Raw genomic sequence first — 24,616 nt, 5'->3', positions numbered from 1 at the left:
TAATAAGTCGAGGGCTTAACTTAAGCAGGGCGTTATGCTTGAAGGAGCAAAGCGACGCGCAAGCATTTACGCATCGCTTATGCAAAATTCACGAAGTGAATTTTACGTTCCTATAAAAATGAACAAGCATAGCAAGCCAGTCCTGAAATAGTTCGTAACAAACACATCGCATTTCTTCTGTATAGTTTTGAGTGGACATAGTTCATTCAACAGAATATCTGGTGACGCTGGCTATGTGGTTCCACCTGTTCCCATACCGAACACAGTAGTTAAGCACATATACGCCGAAAGTACTTGTCTGGAGACGGACTGGGAGGATAGGGAGTTGCCAGTTAAGTGAAAAGACATCCGTTTGCGGGTGTCTTTTTTTCTTTTGTTATGTTATAATACACTTTGTGACTATTACTAAATTGGGGATTCGCAGTTATGAGCAATGTATATGTTTTGGTAGAGCATTTCTACGAAAGCGATTTCAACTATGATATGATCTTGCCTCAAAATGTTATAGAGAAATACCTGCGCCGTAAGGCCTGGCAGGGGGCTGGTGATGAGGAGCTCAAGCAGATATGGGAGATTGTCTCGCTGATGGTTTCCTATGTGGAGCAGCTGCACCTGTATTCGTTAGGCTCGTTGACCATCAATGACCTGCATGAGGTGATTTATCGCTATGCCCAGGATGACAAGGAATGTCTTCTGGATGAACTTTCAGTAATGAAGTTAGTTGCGCATATTGAAGATTTCCTCATCTTTTGGTCGAAAAATGGCTCAAAAGAGGATTGGCGTTCATTCATGGACGATGTGAAGAAATCCTTTTATGTGCAGAATCATTTCGTCATGCCACCACGCCGTATGCAGGACGAATTTTATAGTTCCCTCGAACATCAGGAAGAAGTTTCTGATGAGGATATGCAGCAGCTGAATCAGATGATGGATGCCTTGCTGCATCGCATGGATGATTTCTTTCAGCAGCCTGCCTACCGGCCCGATATGGACCGGGCGATGCTGATGTTTGTGGGGCCTGATGGCGACACCTATCATCGGCTGCCGGAAGAGGAGATGCAGTCTTTCTGGATTGGTTTCTGGGACTTCTTCTTATTTGACTATCATATGCTCGAAACTGATGAAACGGCAATCCGATTCTACTATCGCTTGGAAAAGGAGCGGCTCTCAGCTGCTGAATGCGATATTCTGCTTGATTTGATGCAGGCGAAATTTGGCATCTATTCGATTGATTATTACGATGTTGATTTTGTTTCCTGCCATAATCTGCTTACGGATGAGCCGATTGAGCTGCCTATGCCGGCCATGATGGATGGTGTAGTTGATGGCTGTCTCTTGTATGGCCACGTCCATAGCAAGGGCGTCATGATGCTCAATTATGTGACAATCCTTCCGGCCAGCCGCAAGCTGCAGCGACGCATGCGGCAGGAGATATTCAAGCAGTATGAGCTCTTCAAGTGCCAGCAGCCAGAGGCTCCTTTGGAGGCATTCTTGCTGCGTGAGGCAGCGGCTGTGCGTCATACGATGAACATCCTTGCACATTTTGCCCAGCTCAATGTTGTTCCGAATCATGTGGTCAAGCCGCAGGAATTTGTTGGTGATGTGATCTGGCAGTTGTCGGAGGAAGACCGGCGGGCACTGGTCCGATTTTCGTTGAAGTTCGGCCTCAGTAAATTTTCTGCGCAGCTGATCTGCAAACTGTTTGCCGATTATATTGCTGCTTTGGGGGAAGACTATGAGAATGTCGATAAATCGGTGCTGGTTACGGCTGTTTTCTTGAAATTTGCCGAGATTAATGGCTCAGATGTGGCGGCAATCCCCGAAATCGTAAAATTCCTCGGGACGTCTTCGGACGATGTATTTGCTTGCATGGATGATATGCGGATAAGGCTTGATACCTTCCGGTTTGATCCGCGTTATCTGACAGAGGAAGGTTTTATCCGCTCCCTGTATTGGGAATAATATGTATTGCCTTTGACTGGAGGTGTACGGAATGGACGACAAGAATTCACAGGTTCGTGTTATGTCGAATTCTGAGAGCAATGACTATGATGGTGTGACCATCGATGAACATACAGGCGAAGAAGAAACGCCGAAGCAGGATCCGTATCAACGGATCACCTTCCACACGATGGGGTGGAAGGATCTGTTCTTCAGCAATTCTACCTGGCTCACGCGATTGGCAGTTGTGCTCGTAATATTGGCTGTGGCAGGCATCTTCATCTTTGCGGTTATGCCAGTGCTGCTGGTTCTTGCAGGCGTGGGAATCGTGGCGTGGCTATTGATGAATCTGTTTTTTCACTAAGTATTATAGAAACAAAAAACAGGCTGTTTGACAGCCTGTTTTTTTTGTTCTATATGTTTGCAATCAGATGCGGAATTTCGTTTTGATGCGTTCCACAGCGCGCAGGGTGTTTTCACGATTGCCGAAAGCGGTGAGACGGAAGTAACCTTCACCGCAGGGGCCAAAGCCTGCGCCCGGCGTGCCGACGATGTTGACTTCAGTGAGCAGCTTGTCAAAGAAGTCCCACGATGGCATATCGTTAGGCGTCTTGAGCCAGATATACGGTGCATTGATACCGCCGTAGGCCGTGATGCCAGCTGTTTCGAGACCTTCGCGGATGATGCGGGCATTTTCCATGTAGTAGCCGACGAGCTCTTTGACCTGCTGCTGACCATCTGGGGTGTAGATGGCAGCTGCACCACGCTGGACGATGTAGGCCGTACCGTTGAACTTCGTCGTGTGACGGCGGTTCCAGAGTTTGTTGAACTCTACAAGCGTGCCATCAGCAGCCCGGCCTTTGACCGTTTTCGGAATGATGGTATAGCCGCAGCGCGTGCCGGTAAAACCAGCGGTCTTGGAGAAGGAGCGGAACTCGATAGCGACGTCCTTAGCGCCTTCAATCTCATAGATGGAACGGGGAACATCATCTTCTGTGATATAGGCAGCATAAGCGGCATCAAAGAGGATGACAGACTGATTTTCACGGGCATAGTCAACCCATTTCTTGAGCTCAGTGCGGGAAAGCGTCGTGCCCGTCGGGTTGTTCGGGCAGCAGAGGTAGATCATGTCAACGCGTTCTTTAGGCAATGCCGGCGCAAAATTGTTGCTGGCGTCGCAGGGCAGGTAAGTCACGCCCTCGAAGTGGCCATCTGCCTTCAGCGTCCCAGTGCGGCCCGCCATGACGTTGGTATCCAGGTAGACCGGATAAACAGGGTCAGTGATGGCGACTTTGTTGTTGAGACCAAAGATTTCCTGGATGTTGCCGCAATCGCTCTTGGAACCATCGCTGACGAAAATCTCATCGGAATCGATATGGATACCGCGCTGGGTATAGTTATGCTCGATGATGGCATCTGTCAGGAAAGAATAACCCTGTTCGGGACCATAGCCGCGGAATGTATCAGCATTGGCAAGTTCGTCGACGGCCTTGTGCATGGCCTCGATGCAGGCTGCGGGCAGCGGCTGGGTGACATCACCAATACCGAGACGGATGATATCTGCCTCTGGATGTGCTTCCTTGAATGCTGCCACGCGGCGGCCGATTTCGGCGAAGAGATAGCTGCCTGGTAATTTCAGATAGTTATCGTTAATAGATGCCATAAATAAAACCTCCTGAAGTATGTGTTTACTAATATAACTTTTTAGCATATTATAACATATTAATATGCATTCTCAATAAATTTTTTTTTTATTTTTTTATGGTTTGAAAGAGTTTGCGTATCTGTAAACGAAAATGATTAATAACGGTTAATATTAAATAAATAGCATAAATTATTAAATATTTTTATAATAAATAGTATTTACTTATGAAAATGCTTTGTAGTATAATAAGCAAGGGTTTGGACTGATTGTATCATAGTTGGCACTTTTCTGAATAGTTGATAAAATATTTTTTATGGAAGCAGGAAATATTGCAAGTATGAAGAATTTATATGCCAAGGGGGATTCGATACAATCAATCTGAATGTTGTGTCGGTCTTATCTATTGGGTTAAGAATGGGAGCTTGACAGACATTAGGTAAGGCAATGGGCACAGAAGAGTTTTTGTGTTTATTTTTTTTAGGAAGGGGAGTTTTCACTATGGAAATGCTTCTTGGTTTTCTGGTGTTGCTCGCATGCTTGATTGTTGGTGTGCGTCATGGCGGCATCGGGCTGGCTGTTGTCAGTGCCATCGGTCTTATCATCTTTACGTTTGTATTCGGCTATAAGCCAGGCAAACCGCCGGTTGATGTAATGCTCACCATCATGGCGGTCGTTACCTGCGCGGGCTTCCTGCAGACGTCTGGTGGTCTTACGGTCATGCTCAAATACGCAGAGAAATTCCTGCGCAGCAACCCGAAACGCATCACGCTGTATGCACCAATCACCACCTGGCTGCTGACGATTCTCTGCGGCACGGGTCACGTTGTTTACACGATGTTCCCGATCATCTATGATATTGCCATCAAAGAAGGCATCCGTCCGGAGCGTCCGATGGCAGTAGCATCTGTTTCCTCGCAGATGGGTATCAGCGCATCGCCGGTATCCGTTGCCCTGGTTGGTTTCATCGGTTTCTTCTCGGCTGCTGGCCTGCCGTATACGGTATTGAACCTGCTCATGGTTTCGATTCCGGCTACGTTGTGCGGTGTAATCGTTGCTGCTATGTACAGCTATTCCCGCGGTAAGGATCTGGAAGATGATCCGGAGTTCCAGGAACTTATCAAAGATCCGGAAGCTAAAGAGTACGTTTTTGGTGATACGGAAAGTCTCATCGATAAAGATCTCCCGTCTTCGTATTATCATGCAATGTATATCTTCTTCATCGGTATCATCGTTATCGCGTTCCTCGGCAACAACCCGCAGCTCCTGCCGCATTTCCCGAATGCTAAGGGTGTCATGAAGGCAATTTCCATGACGACGGTCATCCAGATGATCATGCTGTTCATGGGTGCCATCATTCTCTTCACTTGCAAGATCAAGGCAAAAGATGTTGGCAACAGCCAGGTATTCCGTTCTGGTCTGGTTGCAGTCATCTCGGTATACGGCGTTGCCTGGATGGCAGATACGTACTTCTCCAACCATATGGCATTCCTCAAGGAAGTCCTTGGTTCGGCTGTACAGACCTATCCGTGGGCATATGCACTGATTGCCTTCTTCACTTCGAAACTCGTTAACTCGCAGGCAGCTGCTGTATCTATCGTTGTCCCGATGGCTTTGGGTATTGGCACCGATCCGGTTGTCATCATTTCCTTCATCTCGGCAATCTATGGTTACTTCTTCCTGCCGACTTATCCGTCTGACCTTGCCTGCATCGGTTTTGACCGTTCGGGTACGACGAAGATTGGTAAATACATCCTCAACCACAGCTTCATGATCCCAGGTCTGCTGGGCGTATTCACGGGCTGCTGCGTTGGCTATGTATTGGCACATATTCTCTACTAAGCAATTCGCTAGAGACAATGAAAAAGATGACATCAGCGATGTCATCTTTTTCTACTATATGGAGCTTTTAGGAGGTGCAGGCTTTGATGAAAGAATATGAATTTCACTATGGACATGGAACTAAGTCGTTCCAGCTGGATGAAACGAAAGTATTGAAAGTGATTGAGATGCCGAAGGTCGAGCCGCTGACGGATGTTGCGCAGGCGGTACTGGAAGCTGTATATCATCCTATCGGCCAGGCGCCTATCGATAAGGTCATAAAGCCAGGGGATACGGTTACATTCATTTGCAATGACCCTACGCGCGTGGCCAACAGCTTTGATTTCATGCCGGTACTGGTCAATGAACTGAACCGGCTCGGGGTGCCCGATGAGAATATGCAGATCGTATTTTCGCTGGGCACGCACCGCCTGATGACTCAGGAGGAAATGGAAGAGGGCGTTGGCAAGGAGGTTGCCAGCCGTCTGAAGATGTTCAACAGTGACTGCAATGTGCCCGAGGACTTCGAATACTTTGGCACGACGAGCCGGTTTACGCCAGTGCTGATCAACAAGCATATTTGCCATAGTGATCATGTCATATTGACCGGAACAATAGTCCATCATTATTTCAGTGGCTATGGTGGTGGCCGTAAGGCTGTCTTGCCAGGTTGTGCGGCGATGGAGACTGTCCGCAAGAACCACAGTTTCATGATGGATCCCAATGCGGGTCTTGGCCGTACGGAGGGCAATCCGGTCTATGAGGATCAGATGGAAGGCGTAGCTTTGTGGGCAAAAGGGCGCAGCGTCATCTTATTCAATGCGATCCTCGATGCTGAGCATCGTTTCCTGCGCATCTTTGCCGGTGATTACATCAAGGCTCATCAGGAAGCTTGCAAGTTTGTCGATGAAGTATATGGCGTGCCCATCAAGCAGCAGGCCGATATCACCATTGCCAGCTGTGGCGGCTATCCGAAGGATATCAATGTCTATCAGATGCAGAAGACGATGGATAATGCAGTGCTGGCTACGCGCCAGGGTGGCGTTGTCATCCTGCTGGCAGAATGCGAGGAGGGCAGCGGCAGCAAGGTCCTCGAAGAGGCCTGCCGGGAGCTCAAGACTGCTGATGCGATTGAGGCCAAGCTCAAGGAACGTTTCGTGATTGGCGCCAATAAGGCGTATGCAGTCACAAGGCTCACGAAGAAGGCACATTTTATCCTCGTTACGGGGCTGGACAGACAGCTGGCTAAGGACATGTTGTTTGCCGGTGCCGTGGATACGGTTGCGGAGGCTCTGCAGCTGGCCAGCCAGTATGTAGGTGATGATCCGAAATATATCTTGATGCCAACGGGAAGCCTGACGGTTCCGCTTTTGGCATGACAGCAAAAAAGTTGGCTGTGACAAATGGGAGATTGTCACAGCCAACTTTTTAATGTTCGTGTTTCTTTTTGAGCAAATCCTTGCAGAAGTCAATGAAGGATTGCGCAGCCTTGGAGATATAGCGATCTTTTTTCCAGGCAAGTCCGACATCGACAAAAATCGGATCAGATAATGGGATAGCCTTGACACCCGGTGTGTCTTCGACTACCATATCAAGGAGGAATGCAACACCAACGCCGCTGGCCACGAGGCCCTTGAGCGTGATGACCTGATTGGATTCCAGCACGATGTTTGGCGTGATGTTTTCGGCCTTCATCTTGGTCAGGATAGTCTGGCGCAGGAAGGACCCTTCCTTCATCATGACGACATTGGCATCGGCAACATCCTGCAGCGAAAGGGATTTCTTTTTCGCGAGCGGGCTGTCTTCTGGTACGCAGCAGACGACCTGATTCTTCGACATCGGCAGGAGCTGCAGATGGTTGGAAGCGCCCGAGATGATGATGATGCCGAAGTCAAGTTCATCACGTTCGAGTTGCTCGCGAATCGACATCGAACCTTCCTCGTGCATGAAGATGTCAAGATGGGAATAGCGGCGCTGGAAGCTCGAGAAAATCTTCGGGAACAGGTACGCACCCATCATCGGTGGGATACCAATCTTGATGGTACCTTTCTGTAGCTGTTTGTAGTCATTGACTTCAAGGACCGCATCTTGGATGTTGCGCAGGGCAAGTTCGACGCGATTCAGGAAGACAGCGCCCTCGGGGGTGAGAGACAGCTGCTTTTGGCTGCGGTCAAAGAGCTGGATGCCAAGCTCAGCTTCCAGTTTCTTGATGGCCACGGTAATGTTTGGCTGAGAGACACGGAGCCGTTCGGCAGCCCGGGTGATATTTCGCAGGCGGCTTGCCATCTGGAAATATTCAAGTTGTCGTAATTCCATGTTATCGCTTCTTTCTGTATAAACTAGTCTTATCTCCCTCTTATTATATCATATTTCTGACAAATATATGATATGATAATGAAAATTTATCATAAAAAATATATTTTTTTTAGCAGGAGGAGAGTAGGATTTTTGGCGTTTGCATGGAATTATATAAGTGTGTAGTAGTAGATGTAGCGAGATTTGGGATTTCATTCCAAGGAATCAATGGAAGATAATGGAAGAAATAGGGGGGCTTTTATTTTGGAAATTTCAACAGTCATAGGTGCGGTCGGTGGTCTTATCTCCGTATTCGTAGGTATGATCATAAAAGGTGCACCGATTAGCTCACTGAATAACCCGGCAGCATTCCTTATCATCATTTGCGGTACTTTCTCCTGTTTGTTTACAGCCTTCAATATGAATCAGCTGAAAAAGTTGCCTGGGCTGATCAAGATGGTATTCTTCAAACCGGCACTTCATGAAAAGGCAGAACTCTTGAGTCTCTTCATTGAGCTTTCGCAGATTGCCCGTCGTGAAGGTATCCTGGCTTTGGAGAGCAAGGTACAGGATATTGATGATCCGTTCTTTCGCACAGGTTTGAGCATGGTTATCGATGGTATGGATCCTGATTTCGTTGGCGATGTACTCGATGCAGAGCTGGCTGTCATGCAGGAACGTCACTCCGAGGGCCGTGCTATGCTGGAGCAGGCTGGTCTGTACGCGCCGACCCTTGGTGTATTGGGCGCCGTTATCGGTCTTATCGCAGCACTGGGTAACCTGAACGACGTCAATAAACTGGGTCATGCTATTGCAGCAGCATTCGTTGCTACGATTCTCGGTATCTTTACCGCATATGTTGTTTACCTGCCGATGGCTAACAAGCTGAAACTCTTGTCCAAGGCAGAGGTCAGTGAAAAGCGCATGATTATCGAGGGCATCCTGTCTCTGCAGGCCGGCGACTCGCCGACGCAGATTGAGGCTAAGCTGATGGTATTCATTCCGCAGTCTGAGCGTGAAGGCTTGAAGAAGGAGTGATTTGATGGCTAGAAAGAAACATGAAGCGCCTCATGAAGAACATGAAGGTGAGCCGTGGCTCCTGCCGTATTCTGACCTCATGACGCTCTTGTTGGCTCTCTTCATCGCCCTGTTCGCTATTTCACAGACAGACCAGAAAAAGATGGCGGAACTCTCACAGGCTTTCAGTTCGGCGTTCAATATGGGCGGCCCCTCGTTCTTTAACCAGATGGGACCGAATGTTGGCCGCCGGGCAGAGATGCCATCCGACGAGGATAAAGGTAATCACGCCTATCTGGCTGAGAATCAGCAGCTCGAGGAACTCCAGAAGAAAATGCAGGAATATATCGAGCAGAATCAGCTTGATGAGCAGCTCAGCACACAGCTCAGTGAAGAAGGGCTGATGATTCGCATCAAGGAACGGGCACTGTTCCCTTCGGGGTCGGCACAGCTGGTGGGACAGGCACAGTCAATCATTCCGGTGGTAGCCGGGCTGTTGGGGTCTGTACCGGAGCGCGTGGTCGTATCGGGACATACGGATAATGTTCCCATCAATACGGCGCAGTTCCCTTCTAACTGGGAGCTCAGCTCGACGCGTGCGATGAACTTCATGAAGGCACTTTTGGCAAGCAATCCTTCGATGAATCCGGCACGGTTCAGCGCTATCGGCTATAGCGAATATCGCCCGATTGCGGACAACAAGACTGATGCAGGGCGGCAGCAGAACCGTCGTGTCGAGGTGTTCATTGCCCGTACGTATCGGTTCAATCCAGAGGAAAAGAGTGCCAGCGCGTCTGACACGGGAGCTGATGGAATGCCTACCAGTGGCACGACGAACAATATCCCAGCGACCGCTGGTTCTGCAGGTAGTTCGATTGCAGGAACTTCATATTGATTTTGGCAAGCCGGCTTACGAGTCGGCTTGTTTGTTGTATAATGGTAGTTGAGGTGATAGGAAGTTGATACGGGGCATAGGAACAGACATCGTTGAGGTGGAACGGGTTCGCAAGGCAATCGCAAATCCGAGGTTTTGCGAGCGGGTGTATACAGCGGCTGAACGGCAGTATTGTGACAGCCGGGGCGCGCAGCAGGCTGAGAGCTATGCCGCGCGGTTTGCGGGCAAGGAGGCCGTGCTCAAGGCCTTTGGAACAGGGCTGCGGGAGGGCACTTTGCAGGATATTGAGATCCTGCCTGATGCGTTAGGATGCCCGCAGGTTGAGTTGACCGGTCATTTTGCGGGGCTGGCGAAAGAGCGGCGGATTGATCGGGTGTGGATCTCGCTGAGTCATACGAAGAATTATGCGACGGCACAATGTGTGATGGAGGAACAGTCATGAAGGTAGCATTCAAGGCGCAGATGCGCAATATCGATAAGATGGCGGCAGAAAAATATGGACTGCCGACAGTCGTGCTGATGGAAAATGCCGGCCATAGGACGGCAGAAATCATGGAGAAGATACTTGCCGGTGTAGCGGGCAGGAATCTCTGTGTGCTGGCCGGCAGCGGCAACAATGGCGGTGATGCCCTCGCAGTAGCGCGTCACTTGCAGAATATGGGAGCGAAAGTCAAGGTGTTCCTAGCGGGGGAAATGGCGCATTTTTCGCAAGCAACGGCGGCTATGCATAAGGCACTCATGGCAATGGGGGTGGAGATGCATGTGCTGGAGAGTGATCGCGATTGGGACAGATTGCATTTTGCTTTGAAATTTACTGATGGTATCGTGGACGGTATACTTGGTACGGGATTTGAAGGCGAGTTGCGCAAGAAGACCTTGCGGCTCATCGAAGAGGTAAATGAAGCCGCCAAACCGGTGCTGGCAATCGATGTGCCGAGCGGTGTGGAGGCTGATACGGGCAGGATTCCGAGTGTAGCTGTGCATGCGACGGCTACGCTGGCACTTGGCTTGCCCAAAATCGGACAGCTGCTCAGCCCGGGGGCAGATGTGACGGGGCAGCTGTTTGTGGATGACATTGGGATTCCGGTTGGATTATTGCAGCAGGAAGAAATTAAGCAGGCGCTGCTTGATGATGCGATGGCGGCAGGACTTTTGCCGCCGCGCAGCCGTGCAGCGCATAAGGGCAGCTGCGGGCGCATTCTCGTGGTAGCTGGCTCGCATGGCATGACAGGTGCCGCGGTACTGGCCGCATCGGCGGCACTGCGGGCAGGTGCGGGCATCGTGACGCTGGCCGTGCCGCAGAGCGTCCATGATATTCTGGAGACAAAGCTTACGGAAGTCATGACGGTGCCACTGACCGAGACAGCTGAGGGCATCCTAGGCGGCGAGCAGGCTTTAGCGCAGCTGTTGTCGCTGGCCGAATCATATGATGCGGTGCTCATTGGGCCGGGGCTCGGACGGGCAGTCGAAACAATGGAGCTTGTCCGCCTCTTTGCGGCGAAGGTCCAGAAGCCGCTATTGCTCGATGCTGATGCAATTTATGCGTTCAGCCGTCAGCCCGATGACCTTGCCCGTTTGCCCCAGGTGCCGGTGCTTACGCCGCATCTTGGTGAGATGGCAGGGCTGCTTGGTGTCACGGTGCCGGAACTTAGGGAATCATTGCTGCCCATCGTGCGCGAGGCGGCGGCAGAATATCAATGCGTGTTTGTGGTCAAGAGCGAATGCACGTTGGTGGCTTATCCAGATGGCGATGCATTCTTTACGACTAAGGGCAACGCAGGGATGGCAACGGCTGGCAGTGGCGACGTGCTGGCGGGGACGATTGCCGGACTCATGAAACAGACCGAAAGCGCGTTGGCACCGCTGCTCGGCGTTTACTTGCATGGCCTGGCTGGCGATCTGGCTGCTGAGCAGAAAGGCGAATCCTTGATTGCCTCGGATATCCGTGAACATTTGCCAGCGGCCCGGATGAAATTGCGGGAAATACAGCTTAAATGATAAACGAATGTGCGCACAAGAAATACGTAAATAAAAAAATGATGCAGGAAATGGATAAAACGACACTTTACATATTGACATCTGTATAGCCTAGGACTAGAATATAGTTACTTTGATAAAGAAAAGGGGCATGAACATGGCAAAGGTAAATGTTGACTGGACGAATCTCGGATTCAGCTATCAGCCGATTACGAAACGTTATGTAGCAAACTACAAAGATGGCAAATGGGGCAAGGGCGAGCTTACGGAAGACGCCAATGTCGTTATTAATGAGTGCGCTGGCATCCTGCAGTATTGCCAGGAGGTATTTGAAGGTCTTAAGGCGTATAAGACGAAAGATGGCAAGGTAGTAACCTTCCGTCCGGACATGAACGCTAAACGCATGGTGGATTCGGCAAAACGCCTGGTAATGCCGCCGGTTCCTGAGGAGATGTTCCTCGAAGCTGTCGATCAGGTCGTCAAGGCCAACGAGGATTGGATCCCGCCATATGAGACGGGCGGTGCGCTTTACCTGCGTCCGTATATTTTTGCAACGGGCCCGGTCATCGGTGTCAAACCAGCTGATGAGTATCAGTTCCGCCTGTTTGGTACGCCGGTTGGTTCCTACTTCAAGAATGGTATCAAGCCGATCACGATCTGTGTCAGCGACTTTGACCGTGCAGCCCCGCACGGTACGGGCAACATCAAAGCTGGCCTTAACTATGCCATGAGCCTTCATCCATACATCCTGGCCCATGAGAACGGCTATGATGAGAATATGTATCTCGATGCGGCAACCCGCACCTATGTAGAAGAGACGGGCGGCGCTAATTTCTTGTTCGTCACGAAGGACAACAAGATCGTCACGCCGAAATCCGATTCTATCCTGCCGTCAATCACGCGCCGCTCGCTGGTCACGTTGGCTGAGAAACTTGGTTACACAGTTGAGCATCGTCCGGTCAAGTTCACGGAGCTCAAGGACTTTGCTGAGGCTGGCCTCTGTGGTACGGCTGCTGTCATCTGTCCGGTAGGCAAAGTTGTCAACCACGGCGAGGAAATCTGTTTCCCCAGTGGCATGGATGAGATGGGCCCGGTACTTACCAAGCTCTACAATGAACTCCGTGGCATCCAGATGGGTACGATTGAGGCACCGGAAGGGTGGATTCGCGAAATCAAATAAATCGTTGTTTTTGACAAAGAAGACCTGCTGTTTTATGGCAGGTCTTTTTGTTTTTCAGATAGTTTTGAGACTTTGGCACTAAAATTTTTTAGCGGTAACAAGGATTTCTTTACAAGTAACACGAATAGTTTTTATAATAGGGAGTCAAGGTAGTTTTTAGGGAGTTTTGTTTATGCCGTTTGATATAACAGTGCCAATACAATTTCATGGAATCTTGTCGACCATCGGCTGGTTCGACATCATTGATATCCTGATTGTGGCAGTGATACTTTATAAGATTTATGTGATGCTGAAAGATACACGGGCCATCACATTGGTCAAGGGTGTGCTGGTGCTGCTGGTGGTCACACTGATCTGCAGTTGGTTTGAGCTGCATGTCATCTCGTGGTTGCTGCAGAAGACCGTGACGCTCTTATTTGTGGCGCTGCCAATCGTGTTCCAGCCAGAGCTGCGGCGGGCGTTGGAGCATTTGGGGCAGGGATCTTTCCTGGGAGCATCAACCCTTTTGAATGATGAGCAGGCCCGCTCCGTGGTTCATGAGCTCACCAAGGCCGTCAAGCAGTTGGCGGCGACGAAAACAGGTGCCCTGCTGGTCATTGAGCGCGATATGGGCCTTAATGATATCAGTGCGACGGGGATTCGCATCGATGGCCTGATTTCGGCCGATTTCCTGCTCAACGTCTTTATCGTCAATACACCGCTGCATGATGGTGCTGCCGTGATTCGCGGCAATCGCTTGATCGCTGCAGGCTGCCTCCTGCCGCTGACTGAGAACCGCTCACTTTCGACGGAGCTTGGCACTCGCCATCGTGCGGCCATCGGTCTTTCTGAGCAGTGCGATGCTCTGGTGGTGGTCGTCAGTGAGGAGACCGGTACGATTTCGGTGGCCGAGAACGGACATATCATGCGTCATCTCGATATGGATACGCTGCGGGCTGTGCTGATGCCGGCCTTTGCGTCACCGCAGGAGAGTATCCGGGACATGGTGCGAAATTGGAGGAAGAAGAAATGATTTCAACGTTTCGCCATATGATACAGCATAATTTAGCTGCGAAAATCATAGCGTTAGTGGTAGCTGTCGTGCTTTGGGGCTATGTCATGAATGACCAGAATCCCGCCATCGAGGGCAGCTATACGGTGCAGATCCAGCTCAAGAATGTACCGGATGGCTATAAGATCTCTCAGAGTTCGATGACAGTCAAGATCAAGGTACGGGGTGCCCGGTCGCTATTCGTGAACAGTGCAGCTGAGGACTTCAAGGCTTACGTAGACCTCAAAGATGCAGAGAATGGCAAGCATTCCTATAAGGTCCATGTGGATACACCGCAGGGCTTTGAGGTGGCCGACGAGAATCCGGGCACCATCGATGTGACCCTTGACCGTATCATCGATCGTGAGGTAAGGGCGACCATCAATGTCAATGGCGTGCCAGCACCTGGGGTGACGGTGGCCAAAGTCAATCAGGCAAGTGCCAAGGTAATTGTCACGGGGCCTGAGTCTGCTGTCAATGAAGTTGACCGCGTAATCGGCTATATCGGTCTCAATGGCAACAACGATAAGGATTTCAGCTTGCAAGTACCGCTGACGCCAATCAATGCGGATGGGCGGGAAGTCCAGGGCGTAACGGTCAGCCCGACGACGATGTATGTTACGGTTCAGATGGCCCGTGGCTTGCGGACGAAGATCGTTACGGTCAAGCCGGCACTGACGGGCAGTCTGAATAGCGAACTGGAACTGGTAAGTGTCAAGGTGGAGCCGGTCAAGATCGAGATTGCTGGGGATGAGTCAAAGACTGGCCCTGTGACGGCATTGTCGACGGAGCCGATTTCATTGGATGAGATAACGAAGAATACGGACCGCACGGTCAAGCTGATCCTGCCCGATGGGGTGACGGTTACCAACCAGGATGCGACTGTCCACATCGTTGTCAAAGCGAAAGAAGAAAAGTAGAATATCATAGGAGTGAAGGTTACAAGTGATTCGCATAAGAAACTTTCAGGTCCCGTTTACCGATGAGACCAGTTTGGAAGAACTTGCAGCCAGACGCTTGAAATTACCACCGCAGGCCGTGCTTGCGGTGGTAATTGTGCGTAAGGCTGTTGATGCGCGCCGCTATCGTGGCGCACCGGTACAGTTTGTCTACGTGCTTGACGTGACGGTGTCAGAACCCGAAAAGAAGGTAATGGCGCGCCTAAAACGCGATAAGAACGTCGAGGTCGTAAAGCCGCAGGCAGAGGCAGCATCATCCTTGCGCGTGTACTCGGGCAAGGAGCAGCGGCCGATTGTAGTCGGCTTTGGCCCTGCGGGCATGTTTGCAGCGCTGACGCTTGCCAAGGCTGGCTGGCAGCCAATCGTATTGGAGCGCGGCAACGATGTCGATACGCGGCAGACAGATATCGAGCGGTTTTGGCAGGGCGGCGCGCTCAATGTGCAGTCGAATGTACAGTTCGGCGAGGGCGGTGCCGGTACGTTTTCCGATGGAAAACTCACGACGCGCATCAGCGATGTCCATATGCAGGATGTCATTGAGGCGTTCATCAAGGCAGGTGCCCCGGAGGAAATCCGCTACCTGCATAAACCGCATATCGGTACGGATCTTTTGCGTGGTATCGTCAAGAACATCCGGCAGGAAATCATCCGGCTCGGCGGCACGGTACGGTTTGGCGCGCAGGTCACGGATATGGAGCTTACGGCAGCTGGGGCCATCGAGGCTTTGATCGTGAATGGCGAGGAGCGGCTGATGGCATCGGCCGTATTCCTTGGGATTGGCCACTCGGCCCGCGACACGTATCAGATGCTGCTTGGGAAAGGCGTCCGCATGGAGGCCAAGCCGTTTGCGATGGGCGTGCGCATCGAGCATCCGCAGGAATTCATCGACAGGGCGCAGTATGGCGAAGATGCCGGTCATCCGCGCCTGCCAGTCGCAGACTACGCGCTGACGTATAAAGACCCTGTGACGGGCCGCGGCGCCTATTCGTTCTGCATGTGCCCAGGCGGCCAGGTCGTCGCCGCGACGTCGGCCGAGGGACATGTCTGCACGAATGGCATGAGCAATTACAAGCGCGACTCGGGCATTGCCAACAGTGCACTGCTCGTGCAAGTTGGCCCTGAGGACTTCGGGCAGGAGGTACTTGCGGGCATGGCCCTGCAGGATAAGCTCGAGGCGCTGGCCTTTGACCTGGGGGGACGCAATTATCATGCGCCAGTGCAGACCGTCGGCGATTTCCTTGGTGGCACGGCGGGCTCGACGCAGTTCCTGACGACGCCGACATATGCGCCGGGCGTCAAGGTTGTCGACCTGCATGATTTGCTGCCGGATTATATGGCCCGGACGCTCGAAGGTGCTTTGCCTTGGTTTGACCGCAAGATTCCGGGCTTTGCCGATAAAGGTGCAGTCATGACGGGCCTTGAGGCGCGTTCTTCTGCGCCCTGTCGCATCCGCCGCAATCGTGAGAGCTTTGTGGCTGAGGCCACGCCGGGCCTCTATCCGATGGGGGAAGGCGCTGGCTATGCGGGCGGCATCATGAGCGCTGCGGTGGATGGAATGAAAGCGGCACTTGCATTTTTAGACAAAAATGTGCATACTATTAAGAGTTGATACTAAATAAAGATTTCTTATTGAGAAATAGGAGGATATTATATTATGGCAAGATTGTTTGGTACGGATGGTGTTCGCGGCGAGGCAAACTCGGTCCTGACGCCGGAGATGGCTTATCGTCTGGGACGCGCGGCTACGATTTATTTCGGCAAGGATTCCGATGAGCAGCCGCTTATACTGATTGGCCGTGATACGCGTCTTTCCGGTGAGATGTTCGAGGCAGCGCTGACGGCAGGTATCTGCTCGGCAGGCGGCCGCGCAATGCTTGCCGGCATCATTCCGACGCCGGCCATTGCTTATCTGGCCCGCCGTCATAAGGCGAAGGCTGGTATCGTCATCTCGGCATCCCACAATCCGTTCCATGACAATGGCATCAAGTTCTTCGGCGGCGACGGCTACAAACTGCCGGATGCAGTTGAGGATGAGCTCGAGGCCATCGTGCACCAGCTCGAAGAGAACGATAACTTGGCTCGCCCGACTGGCGACCGTATCGGTCATATCGAGTACCGCACGGATTTGCTGAACCAGTACATCGAATTTGTCGAGAGCACCTGCCAGGAGCGTTTTGATGGCATGAAGGTCGTCCTCGACTGCGCAAACGGTGCAGCCTATGAAGTCATGCCGAAGGTGCTGCGTTCGCTCGGCGCCAAGGTCAAGGTCATCCATGCGCTGCCGAACGGTGTCAACATCAACGAGAACTGTGGCTCGACGCATATGGAGTCGCTGCAGAAGGCTGTCATTGAGAATGGTGCTGATTTTGGTATCGCTCATGATGGTGATGCTGACCGTTGCCTCTGCGTTGATGAGAAGGGCCAGATCATCGATGGCGACCATATCCTCGTCATGTGCGCACAGGATATGATGAAGAAGGGCACGCTGCCGTATAATACGGTGGTTTCGACGGTCATGGCCAACATCGGTTTCCACAAGGCCATCAAAGAGGCTGGCGGCCGCGTTGAAATCACGCAGGTCGGCGACCGCTATGTCCTTGAGAACATGCTCAAGAACGGCTACAAGATTGGCGGCGAGCAGTCCGGCCATATCATCTTCACGGATTACAGCACGACTGGTGACGGCCCGATTACGGCCCTGCAGGTGCTCGCATCCTTGAAGCGCAGCGGCCGCAAGGCATCCGAGCTCACGGCGCTGATGACGACTTATCCGCAGCTTTTGGTCAATGTCCGCGTGGCTACGAAAGAGGGCTGGGAAAATAACGAGGCCATCAAGGCAGCTATCGAAGAGGGCAACAAGGAGCTGGGAAGCGACGGCCGCATCCTGGTTCGTCCGTCCGGCACGGAGCCGCTGATCCGCGTCATGGCTGAAGGTCCGGATCAGGCACAGCTCGATGTCATCTGCCATCGCATTGCCGATGTTGTAAAGAAAGAGCAGGGCTGAAATTGACCGGTCAAAAACAGGCGTTGGTCTTTGTGAGTTTCGGTGTCAGCGATGCGCTGGCGCGGGCGGCAAGCCTTGACGCGTCAGCCGCGCTGCTGGCGCAGGAATTTCCCGCTTGGTCGGTGCAGCAGGCGTATACGTCAAACTTCATCCGCAAGCGTCTGGTATCCCAGGGCATTGAGGCTTACAGCCTGCCGGAATTGCTGGCAAAGTTATCGGCGGATGGTTTTGCGCGCGTGCTGATCCAGCCATCGCATCTGACGCCAGGCGAGGAGTTTGACAACAAGGTAATCGCAGCGGCTGCTGAGGCGGGGCCCCTCTTTGATGAGGTTCTTGTCGGCCGGCCAATGTTTGACGAGGTGGCCGATTATGAACGCGTATTGACGGTAGTGCTGCCGGAGCTCAAGTTGCAGTCAGGTGAGGAGCTGGTACTGCTGGGCCATGGCTCGCCGCATCAGCACAATCCTGTCTATGAGCGGCTGCAGCAGATAGCAGATAACAATCAGCTGCCCGTTCATGTGGGCGTGCTGGAGCCGTCAGATACGCCGAATCTGGCAATGGTCATCGACCGGCTGCGGCAGAAGGGCACTAAGCAGCTACTGCTGGCGCCACTGCTGCTGGCAGGCGGCAGCCATGTCACGCGGGATATGGCTGGCAGCCAGCCGGACTCCTGGCTGTGCCAGCTTGAGGCCGCAGGCTTTGGCGTGCGCACCGATTTGCGGGGACTCGGAGAGCATCCTGCTTTCCGAGCTTTGTATGTTCAAAAGGTGCAGCAGACTTTAGCTAAAGCGAATGGGTGAAAATAAGAGGAATTTTCGGATAACTTTGAGCTATCATTTGAATGCGATATAAATATTTTTATTTTTTGAAAATTCCTCTATAATATATATTATGGTACCCAATATATAGGCATTATAATGTTATTGAAAAATGAGGTGAGCGTATGTCACATCCAGTCACAACGAATCCTTTGATCATCATGCTGATCAACATGACAGTCGTATTCCTGGTGCTGACGGTTCTGGGCCTGGTCATCAATCTGATCCATATCATTGACCCGACAAAGCCTAAGGCTGTCAAGCAGGAAGAGAGTGCTCCGGCAGAACCGGAGGCAGCACCTGCTGTAAGTGCACCGGCGACGGAAACGGCAGCTGTTGAGGAGGGGATTTCTCCAGAAGTCATTGCCGTTATCGCTGCTGCCATTGCCAGCTATGGTTATGGCATGGAACAGGTTCGTGCAATTCGTCCGATTCCGCGCGACGCTTGGAAGAATTCTGGCCGCGCGCAGCTTGCAAAGCGCTAACGCAGGGAAGGAGGAAATATTATGGAACTTTTGAATGCATTTGCCGTTTCCCTGCAGTCTGTTTGGGCTGACAGTGGATTCTCGGCGTTCACGATGGGCAATGGCATCATGATTCTCGTGGGCCTGTTGCTGCTCTACATGGCGATTGTCAAGGAGTTTGAGCCGCTGCTCTTAGGCCCGATTGCCTTTGGCTGCGTGCTGGCAAACTTCCCGCGTACGGGCTTTTTCACGGAGCCGGGTCTCATGCAGGCCATCCACTATGGTATCGCCAATGAGATCTTCCCGCCGCTGATCTTCCTGGGCATCGGTGCGATGACGGACTTCGGCCCGCTGCTCGCGCGTCCGGTTACGTTGCTCCTCGGTGCAGCTGCTCAGATCGGTGTTTTCGTAGCTCTCGTAGGTGCTATGCTGCTCGGGTTCAACGTGCAGGAGGCAGGTGCTATCGGCATCATCGGCGGTGCTGATGGCCCGACGGCTATTTATCTGTCCATCCAGATGGCGCCGCATCTCTTAGGTGCGATTGCCGTTGCTGCTTATTCCTACATGTCGCTGGTACCGTTGATCCAGCCGCCAATCATGAAACTCCTGACGACCCAGAAAGAGCGTGAGGTGGCCATGGAGCAGCTGCGTCCGGTCACGAAGTTCGAGCGCGTCTGCTTCCCAATCGTTGCCGCTATCGTCATCAGCCTACTGTTGCCGCCAATCGCGTCGCTGCTGGGTTGCCTGATGCTTGGCAACCTGTTCCGCGAGTCCGGCGTTATGGATCGTCTTTCCGATACGGCCCAGAACTCCCTCTGCAACATCGTCACGATTTTCCTGGCAACGGGTACTGGTATGACGATGAACGCAGATGACTTCCTGGTACCGCAGACGCTGATGATCATCGGTCTTGGTCTGGTGGCTTTCATCGCTGGTACGGCTGGCGGTGTCATTTTTGGTAAGCTCATGTGCCGCGTATCCGGCTGGAAGATCAACCCGCTGATTGGTTCGGCTGGTGTATCGGCTGTACCGATGGCCGCACGTGTCAGCCAGGTGGTCGGCATGAAGGCAAAACCGGGCAACTACCTGCTCATGCATGCCATGGGCCCGAATGTTGCTGGTGTCATCGGCACGGCAGTAGCTGCTGGTACGATGCTTGCTATGCTTAAATAAGTTCATATTATGGGCAAGCCCGCTGATTCAAGAGATGAGTCAGCGGGCTTTTGCTTTATCTAATTACAGTTTGTCTGTTTGTTCGTGCGGAAAGGAATCCCGTTCATACGCGGCTTGGGGTTCGCGGGGTAGTACTTTTTCTGTTTCCGCTGAATGGACCGTACGCCAAGTTCTACGGACTTAGTTACCTGCTCCCGTCACCAGGTCGCGGCGTACACATCTAAGTCTAGCTTATGCGATTACGGCCCAGTCCTGCTGCGCAGGACAGCCGCTCCAGACAGAAAGAAGCACTACCCCGTTCGCCCCTTTGGCAACGGAAGGTTGAATTTGCACGAACCATTGCTCCCGCAGCAAGCACATCGATGTAATTCGTGGCCTATCGCCGGAAAGGAACAGGCTTGTCCCCGCATATCGGAGGGCGAGGGTGGGTACACTTTCTTCGCAGACGGAGCGATTGCCCGAACGCAGTGAGGGATGGCACGCGGTAAGTATAAACTAGAACGCCAAGATGTATTGGCGCGCCGTCGGCCTGCCCGGCGCATGTACCTAGGTACATACAACCTGCCAGCGCGGGTCATTTAGTGGAGCGGAGAAAAAGTGCACCCACCCTCACCCAAGCTGAGCTGTAGCAAGCTTATTGTAATCTCGCACTGACAGACAAACTGCAATTTGAAAATAAAACCATGCCAGCGCTGTCGATTGACAGGCTGTATGCATCGGTGTAAAATTTGTTAATGGGCAAGAGCCGTAAGGCTTTTGTTATGGTGAAAACCAATTCTCAGGTGGAGGTTATTAGAAATATGAGCGGAATTTTTTATGGTATAGGTGTAGGCCCTGGCGATCCGGAGCTCTTGACAATCAAGGCAATCCGGGCCATCGAGAAGGTCGATGTGCTGATTGCGCCGAAGACGGAGAAGAAGGATGGCAGTGTCGCACTCTCGATTGCCAAGCCGTACCTGAAGAAAGACATCGAGATTGTCTATCAGGTGTTCCCGATGGTCAAGGGCTTTGCGGAGAACAACACGGATGCCTGGGAGTCGAACAAGAAGGAAATCCTGGAGCTCCTGAAGGCGGGCAAGAACGTTGCGTTCCTGACGCTGGGCGATCCGATGTTTTACAGCACGTATATCTACGTTTTCCGCCTGCTGGAGCATGAGGATATTGAAATCCAGACGATTCCGGGCATTCCGGCCTTTGCGGCTATCGGCAGCCAGATGGGCTATCCGATTGTCGAGGGGGACGATGTGCTGAGTATCGTACCAGCTACGGCTTCGCCCGAGAAGGTCGAAAAGGCCGTGCAGTCTGCGGATAATGTCGTACTCATGAAGGTCTATAAGAACTTCGACGAAATCACGGATATGCTGGCACGCAATGATATGGCCAAGCAGGCTGTGCTCGTAAGCCGGGCAGGCCTTCCTGATGAGCGCATCATCGAGGACATCGAGGCCCATAAGGACGAAAAACTCAATTACTTGTCGACAATCCTGACGCGGAAAAACTAAGGGGAACAGTCAATAGATAGAAGGGAAGTTTTCTACGATGAAAAAAATCCTGTTCTTGTTACTCTCAGCGGTATTTATGCTGGCAATGGCTGGCTGTGGTTCGCAGCCGGCAGATAAAGCGGATAATTCGGCCAAGGCCTATGCGGTGATTACCGATGACCTGGGCCGTGAAGTCGTACTGCCGCAGAAACCGGCCCGCATTGTCGTGACCTCGGCCTCCTTCCTGGAGCCGTTAGAGGCTGTCGATGGCGCCTCGCTGGTGGTTGGCCGTCCGGACTCGAAGACGAAGATGCCAGCCTATGCCAAGGAGCTTGCCAGCGTCGGCAAGGTCTATCAGATTGATGCTGAGAAGGTATTGGCCTGCGAGCCAGATCTTGTCATCGTCAATAAGGGCATGAACGAAAAGCTCGTCTCGACTCTTGAGAGCAATGGCATCAAGACCTTGGTACTCGACATGAAGAGCTATGAGGATGTCAAGCGTGAAGTCGGCATTCTTGCGCAGGTGACAGGGGCCAAGAATAAGGGCGATAAGCTTGTGGCCGAGATGGATGCGAAAATCCAGTCAGTAAAGGACAAGATTCCGCAGGATAAGCGCCGCGTGTCGGTTATCCACAGCACGAGCCAGGGGCTCACGGTGCAGCTGGAAGGCAGCATCGCCGGTTCGGTAGCCAAGATGCTCGGCTGGGAGAATGTGGCGAGCGGCACGACGCCGCTGGAGAAGAATCCTGATGCGGCGCCGTACAGCCTGGAGGATCTCGTGGCCCAGAATCCAGAGCTCATCTTTGTCACGAGCATGGGCAAGCTGGATACCATCAAGACAGAAATGGATGCGACCATGAAAGAAAATCCTGCCTGGCAGTCAGTGGCGGCTGTACGTGAAGGACGTGTCTATTACCTGCCGCAGGATCTTTTCCTGCTGAGTCCGGGCATCCATTATCCGGAGGCTGTGGAGATGATGGCCAAATGCGTCTATCCTGAGGTGTTTGCTAAATGAAACAGATGACGGGAAATTCCGCTCCAGCGCAGAAAACTGAATCGGACCGTCAGGTAAAGCGGCGGATATCACTTCTGGTGATATTTGCCGTTTTGGCATGTCTGGGCGCTGTTGTCAGCGTGATGAAAGGTTCGGTGGAGATTCCGCTGGCGGAAATCTTCAGCGTACTTACAGGGGGCAGTGCAGGTACGCATGAGCAGATACTGATGAATATCCGCTTGCCGCGCACCATCGTGGCAGCGCTGGTCGGCATCAATCTGGCACTGTCGGGAGCTATCCTGCAGGCCATCATGAAAAATCCGTTGGCTGATCCACATATCATCGGCATTTCCTCTGGTGCTGGCTTGGCGGGCATCGTAGTCATGCTTATGCTGCCGGAGCAAAGCTGGCTGATCATGCCCGTGGCCTTTTGCGGGGCGATGGGGGCGGCAGTGCTCATCTACATCCTGGCCTGGAAGAATGGCATCCGGCCCATCCGCATCATCTTGGCAGGCGTAGCTGTATCAGCCTTCTTCGGGGCGGGCATCTCGGCCATGATGATTTTCTACAGCGACCGCGTGCACAGTGCGCTGATGTGGATGGTCGGCGGACTGTCGGCACGCAGCTGGCCACATGTGGAGCTCCTTTGGCCATATACCCTCGTTGGCCTGGTGATGGCACTTCTGGCAGCGCGCCATCTGAATATCCTGCAGCTTGGCGATGAGCTGGCGCGGGGGCTGGGGCTTTCTGTTGAGCGTACGCGATTGCTGCTCACAGCTGTGGCAGCGCTGCTGGCAGCCAGTGCCGTGTCGGTAGTCGGGCTGCTCGGCTTTGTCGGACTCATCGTGCCCCATGCTGCGCGGCTTCTTGTCGGCTCAGACTATCGCTATCTGTTGCCAGCGGCGGCACTGCTGGGCGCAGCTGTCGTGATGTTTAGTGACACCTTTGCGCGCACAGCCTTTGCACCGGTCGAGCTGCCTGTCGGCATCATCATGGCGGTGCTCGGCGCTCCGTTCTTCCTGTTCTTGCTCAGAAGGGAGCTTTGATATGACATTAGCTGTAAAGAATCTGAGCGTAAGGATTGAGCATAAGGTCATCCTGCATGACCTGTCCATTGCTTTTGCGGCAGGCAAGCGCACGGCCATCATTGGCCCCAATGGAGCCGGTAAGTCGACATTGCTTAAAGCTGCGGCCGGCCTCAATACGGAATATGAGGGGCAGATCCTGCTCGATGCTGTCGATATCCGCAGCTTGTCCCGGCAAAAGGTTGCGCGCAAGCTCGCCATCCTGCCCCAGGGGGCGACGGCGCCGCCGGACACGACGGTGGCGCAACTTGTCGACTATGGCCGCTTTCCGTATCGCAGTTGGTTTCGCGCCAGCGATGCCAGGGCTGATCGGGAGGCTGTCGAGTGGGCGATGGCAGTTACCCATACAGAAAAGTTTGCCGCGCGTCAGGTGCAGACACTCTCAGGCGGCGAGCGGCAGCGGGCGTTCCTCGCGATGGCCCTGGCCCAAAAACCTGACATCCTGCTTCTCGACGAGCCGACGACATATCTTGATATCGCGCATCAGCTTGAAGTCATGGACATTGTGGCCAAGATCAACCGTGAGTATGGTATGACCGTCATCATGGTGCTGCACGATATCAATCATGCTCTGCAGTATGCTGATGAGATTGCCGTGTTGACCGGTCATCGCATCGCTGCCCAGGGGAAACCTCAGGAGATATTGACCGTTGACATGCTGGCGCGCGTCTTCCATGTAAAGGCTGATATCTTCGTCAACAGTCAAGGCGCAGCCGTGCTGTCGCCTGTTGGACTAGTCCGGGATTGAGAACGGTTATTTGACAAATCAATAAGGACTCCCGCTATTTCTGGTGATTTGGCATCCAGAAGTGGCGGGAGCTTTTGTTTTTGCTGCCGTTG

General features: G+C 52.5%; 22 protein-coding genes and 1 rRNA gene. 21 read left to right on the top strand and 2 right to left on the bottom strand.

Features of this window, described 5'->3' with window-relative positions:
* Positions 1-217 precede the first annotated feature (217 nt).
* The 3 genes from rrf to BM322_RS03240 all read left to right on the top strand — a co-directional run bounded on the left by rrf (position 218) and on the right by BM322_RS03240 (position 2,305).
* Positions 218-334 (top strand): 5S ribosomal RNA (gene rrf, locus BM322_RS03250).
* Between the two features lie 92 nt (positions 335-426).
* Positions 427-1,962 carry a hypothetical protein gene (locus BM322_RS03245; RefSeq protein ID WP_075428423.1) on the top strand — a complete coding sequence of 512 codons (1,536 nt, stop codon included), beginning with the start codon at positions 427-429 and terminating at the stop codon, positions 1,960-1,962.
* A gap of 31 nt (positions 1,963-1,993) precedes the next feature.
* Positions 1,994-2,305, top strand: a complete 312-nt coding sequence (locus tag BM322_RS03240) for a hypothetical protein (RefSeq protein WP_075428422.1) — start codon at positions 1,994-1,996, stop codon at positions 2,303-2,305.
* A gap of 63 nt (positions 2,306-2,368) precedes the next feature.
* On the opposite strand, the gene BM322_RS03235 is transcribed toward BM322_RS03240, so the two are convergent.
* A complete protein-coding gene (locus BM322_RS03235; protein ID WP_075428421.1) occupies positions 2,369-3,604 on the bottom strand; it encodes an LL-diaminopimelate aminotransferase in 1,236 nt (411 codons plus the stop codon).
* A 480-nt stretch (positions 3,605-4,084) separates the two neighbouring features.
* Between BM322_RS03235 and BM322_RS03230 the strand changes: the two genes are divergently transcribed.
* Positions 4,085-5,425: an anaerobic C4-dicarboxylate transporter gene (locus BM322_RS03230; protein ID WP_075428420.1), complete on the top strand. Its 1,341-nt coding sequence runs from the start codon at positions 4,085-4,087 to the stop codon at positions 5,423-5,425.
* Positions 5,426-5,511: 86 nt separating this feature from the next.
* On the top strand, positions 5,512-6,783 hold the full coding sequence (gene larA, locus BM322_RS03225) for a nickel-dependent lactate racemase (RefSeq protein WP_075428419.1): 1,272 nt from the start codon (positions 5,512-5,514) through the stop codon (positions 6,781-6,783).
* A gap of 49 nt (positions 6,784-6,832) precedes the next feature.
* Here the strand turns inward: larA and BM322_RS03220 are convergent, their stop codons facing one another.
* The gene (locus BM322_RS03220) at positions 6,833-7,720 is read right to left on the bottom strand and encodes a LysR family transcriptional regulator (protein ID WP_075428418.1); all 888 of its coding nucleotides are present in this window, start codon (positions 7,718-7,720) and stop codon (positions 6,833-6,835) included.
* 207 nt (positions 7,721-7,927) lie between these two features.
* Here BM322_RS03220 and motA point away from each other — a divergent pair, with 207 nt between their 5' ends.
* The 16 genes from motA (at position 7,928) to BM322_RS03140 (ending at position 24,524) form a co-directional block, all read left to right on the top strand.
* Entirely contained in the window at positions 7,928-8,737 is an 810-nt protein-coding gene (gene motA / locus BM322_RS03215; protein ID WP_075428417.1) for a flagellar motor stator protein MotA, read from the top strand.
* 4 nt (positions 8,738-8,741) lie between these two features.
* Complete coding sequence (locus BM322_RS03210) at positions 8,742-9,611, top strand: flagellar motor protein MotB (protein WP_075428416.1); 870 nt, start codon at positions 8,742-8,744, stop codon at positions 9,609-9,611.
* 64 nt (positions 9,612-9,675) lie between these two features.
* Positions 9,676-10,053: a holo-ACP synthase gene (gene acpS, locus BM322_RS03205; protein WP_075428415.1), complete on the top strand. Its 378-nt coding sequence runs from the start codon at positions 9,676-9,678 to the stop codon at positions 10,051-10,053.
* A complete protein-coding gene (locus tag BM322_RS03200) occupies positions 10,050-11,609 on the top strand; it encodes a bifunctional ADP-dependent NAD(P)H-hydrate dehydratase/NAD(P)H-hydrate epimerase (RefSeq protein WP_075428414.1) in 1,560 nt (519 codons plus the stop codon). The genes acpS and BM322_RS03200 overlap by 4 nt, the downstream gene beginning before the upstream one ends.
* A gap of 130 nt (positions 11,610-11,739) precedes the next feature.
* A complete protein-coding gene (locus BM322_RS03195; RefSeq protein WP_407047822.1) occupies positions 11,740-12,768 on the top strand; it encodes a branched-chain amino acid aminotransferase in 1,029 nt (342 codons plus the stop codon).
* A 172-nt stretch (positions 12,769-12,940) separates the two neighbouring features.
* A complete protein-coding gene (gene cdaA / locus BM322_RS03190) occupies positions 12,941-13,780 on the top strand; it encodes a diadenylate cyclase CdaA (RefSeq protein WP_075428412.1) in 840 nt (279 codons plus the stop codon).
* On the top strand, positions 13,777-14,718 hold the full coding sequence (locus tag BM322_RS03185) for a YbbR-like domain-containing protein (protein WP_075428411.1): 942 nt from the start codon (positions 13,777-13,779) through the stop codon (positions 14,716-14,718). The genes cdaA and BM322_RS03185 overlap by 4 nt, the downstream gene beginning before the upstream one ends.
* Before the next feature lie 25 nt (positions 14,719-14,743).
* Positions 14,744-16,366, top strand: coding sequence for an NAD(P)/FAD-dependent oxidoreductase (locus tag BM322_RS03180; protein ID WP_075428410.1), 1,623 nt, complete (start codon positions 14,744-14,746; stop codon positions 16,364-16,366).
* 45 nt (positions 16,367-16,411) lie between these two features.
* Entirely contained in the window at positions 16,412-17,761 is a 1,350-nt protein-coding gene (gene glmM, locus BM322_RS03175; protein ID WP_075428409.1) for a phosphoglucosamine mutase, read from the top strand.
* 2 nt (positions 17,762-17,763) lie between these two features.
* Positions 17,764-18,561, top strand: coding sequence for a sirohydrochlorin cobaltochelatase (locus tag BM322_RS03170; protein ID WP_075428408.1), 798 nt, complete (start codon positions 17,764-17,766; stop codon positions 18,559-18,561).
* A gap of 143 nt (positions 18,562-18,704) precedes the next feature.
* Positions 18,705-19,064, top strand: a complete 360-nt coding sequence (locus BM322_RS03165; protein WP_075428407.1) for an OadG family protein — start codon at positions 18,705-18,707, stop codon at positions 19,062-19,064.
* Positions 19,065-19,085: 21 nt separating this feature from the next.
* Complete coding sequence (locus tag BM322_RS03160; RefSeq protein ID WP_075428406.1) at positions 19,086-20,216, top strand: sodium ion-translocating decarboxylase subunit beta; 1,131 nt, start codon at positions 19,086-19,088, stop codon at positions 20,214-20,216.
* Between the two features lie 800 nt (positions 20,217-21,016).
* Positions 21,017-21,718, top strand: coding sequence for a precorrin-2 C(20)-methyltransferase (cobI, locus tag BM322_RS03155; protein WP_075428405.1), 702 nt, complete (start codon positions 21,017-21,019; stop codon positions 21,716-21,718).
* A 37-nt stretch (positions 21,719-21,755) separates the two neighbouring features.
* Positions 21,756-22,712: an ABC transporter substrate-binding protein gene (locus BM322_RS03150; protein WP_075428404.1), complete on the top strand. Its 957-nt coding sequence runs from the start codon at positions 21,756-21,758 to the stop codon at positions 22,710-22,712.
* A gap of 5 nt (positions 22,713-22,717) precedes the next feature.
* Complete coding sequence (locus BM322_RS03145) at positions 22,718-23,737, top strand: iron ABC transporter permease (RefSeq protein ID WP_075428482.1); 1,020 nt, start codon at positions 22,718-22,720, stop codon at positions 23,735-23,737.
* 1 nt (position 23,738) lies between these two features.
* On the top strand, positions 23,739-24,524 hold the full coding sequence (locus BM322_RS03140; protein WP_075428403.1) for an ABC transporter ATP-binding protein: 786 nt from the start codon (positions 23,739-23,741) through the stop codon (positions 24,522-24,524).
* Positions 24,525-24,616: the final 92 nt, after the last annotated feature.

Source organism: Selenomonas sp. GACV-9 (assembly GCA_900116485.1).
GTDB lineage: Bacteria > Bacillota > Negativicutes > Selenomonadales > Selenomonadaceae > Selenomonas_A > Selenomonas_A ruminantium_G.
The sequence above is the reverse complement of the archived record's forward strand: the minus strand, read 5'-3'. Positions and strand labels throughout refer to the sequence as shown.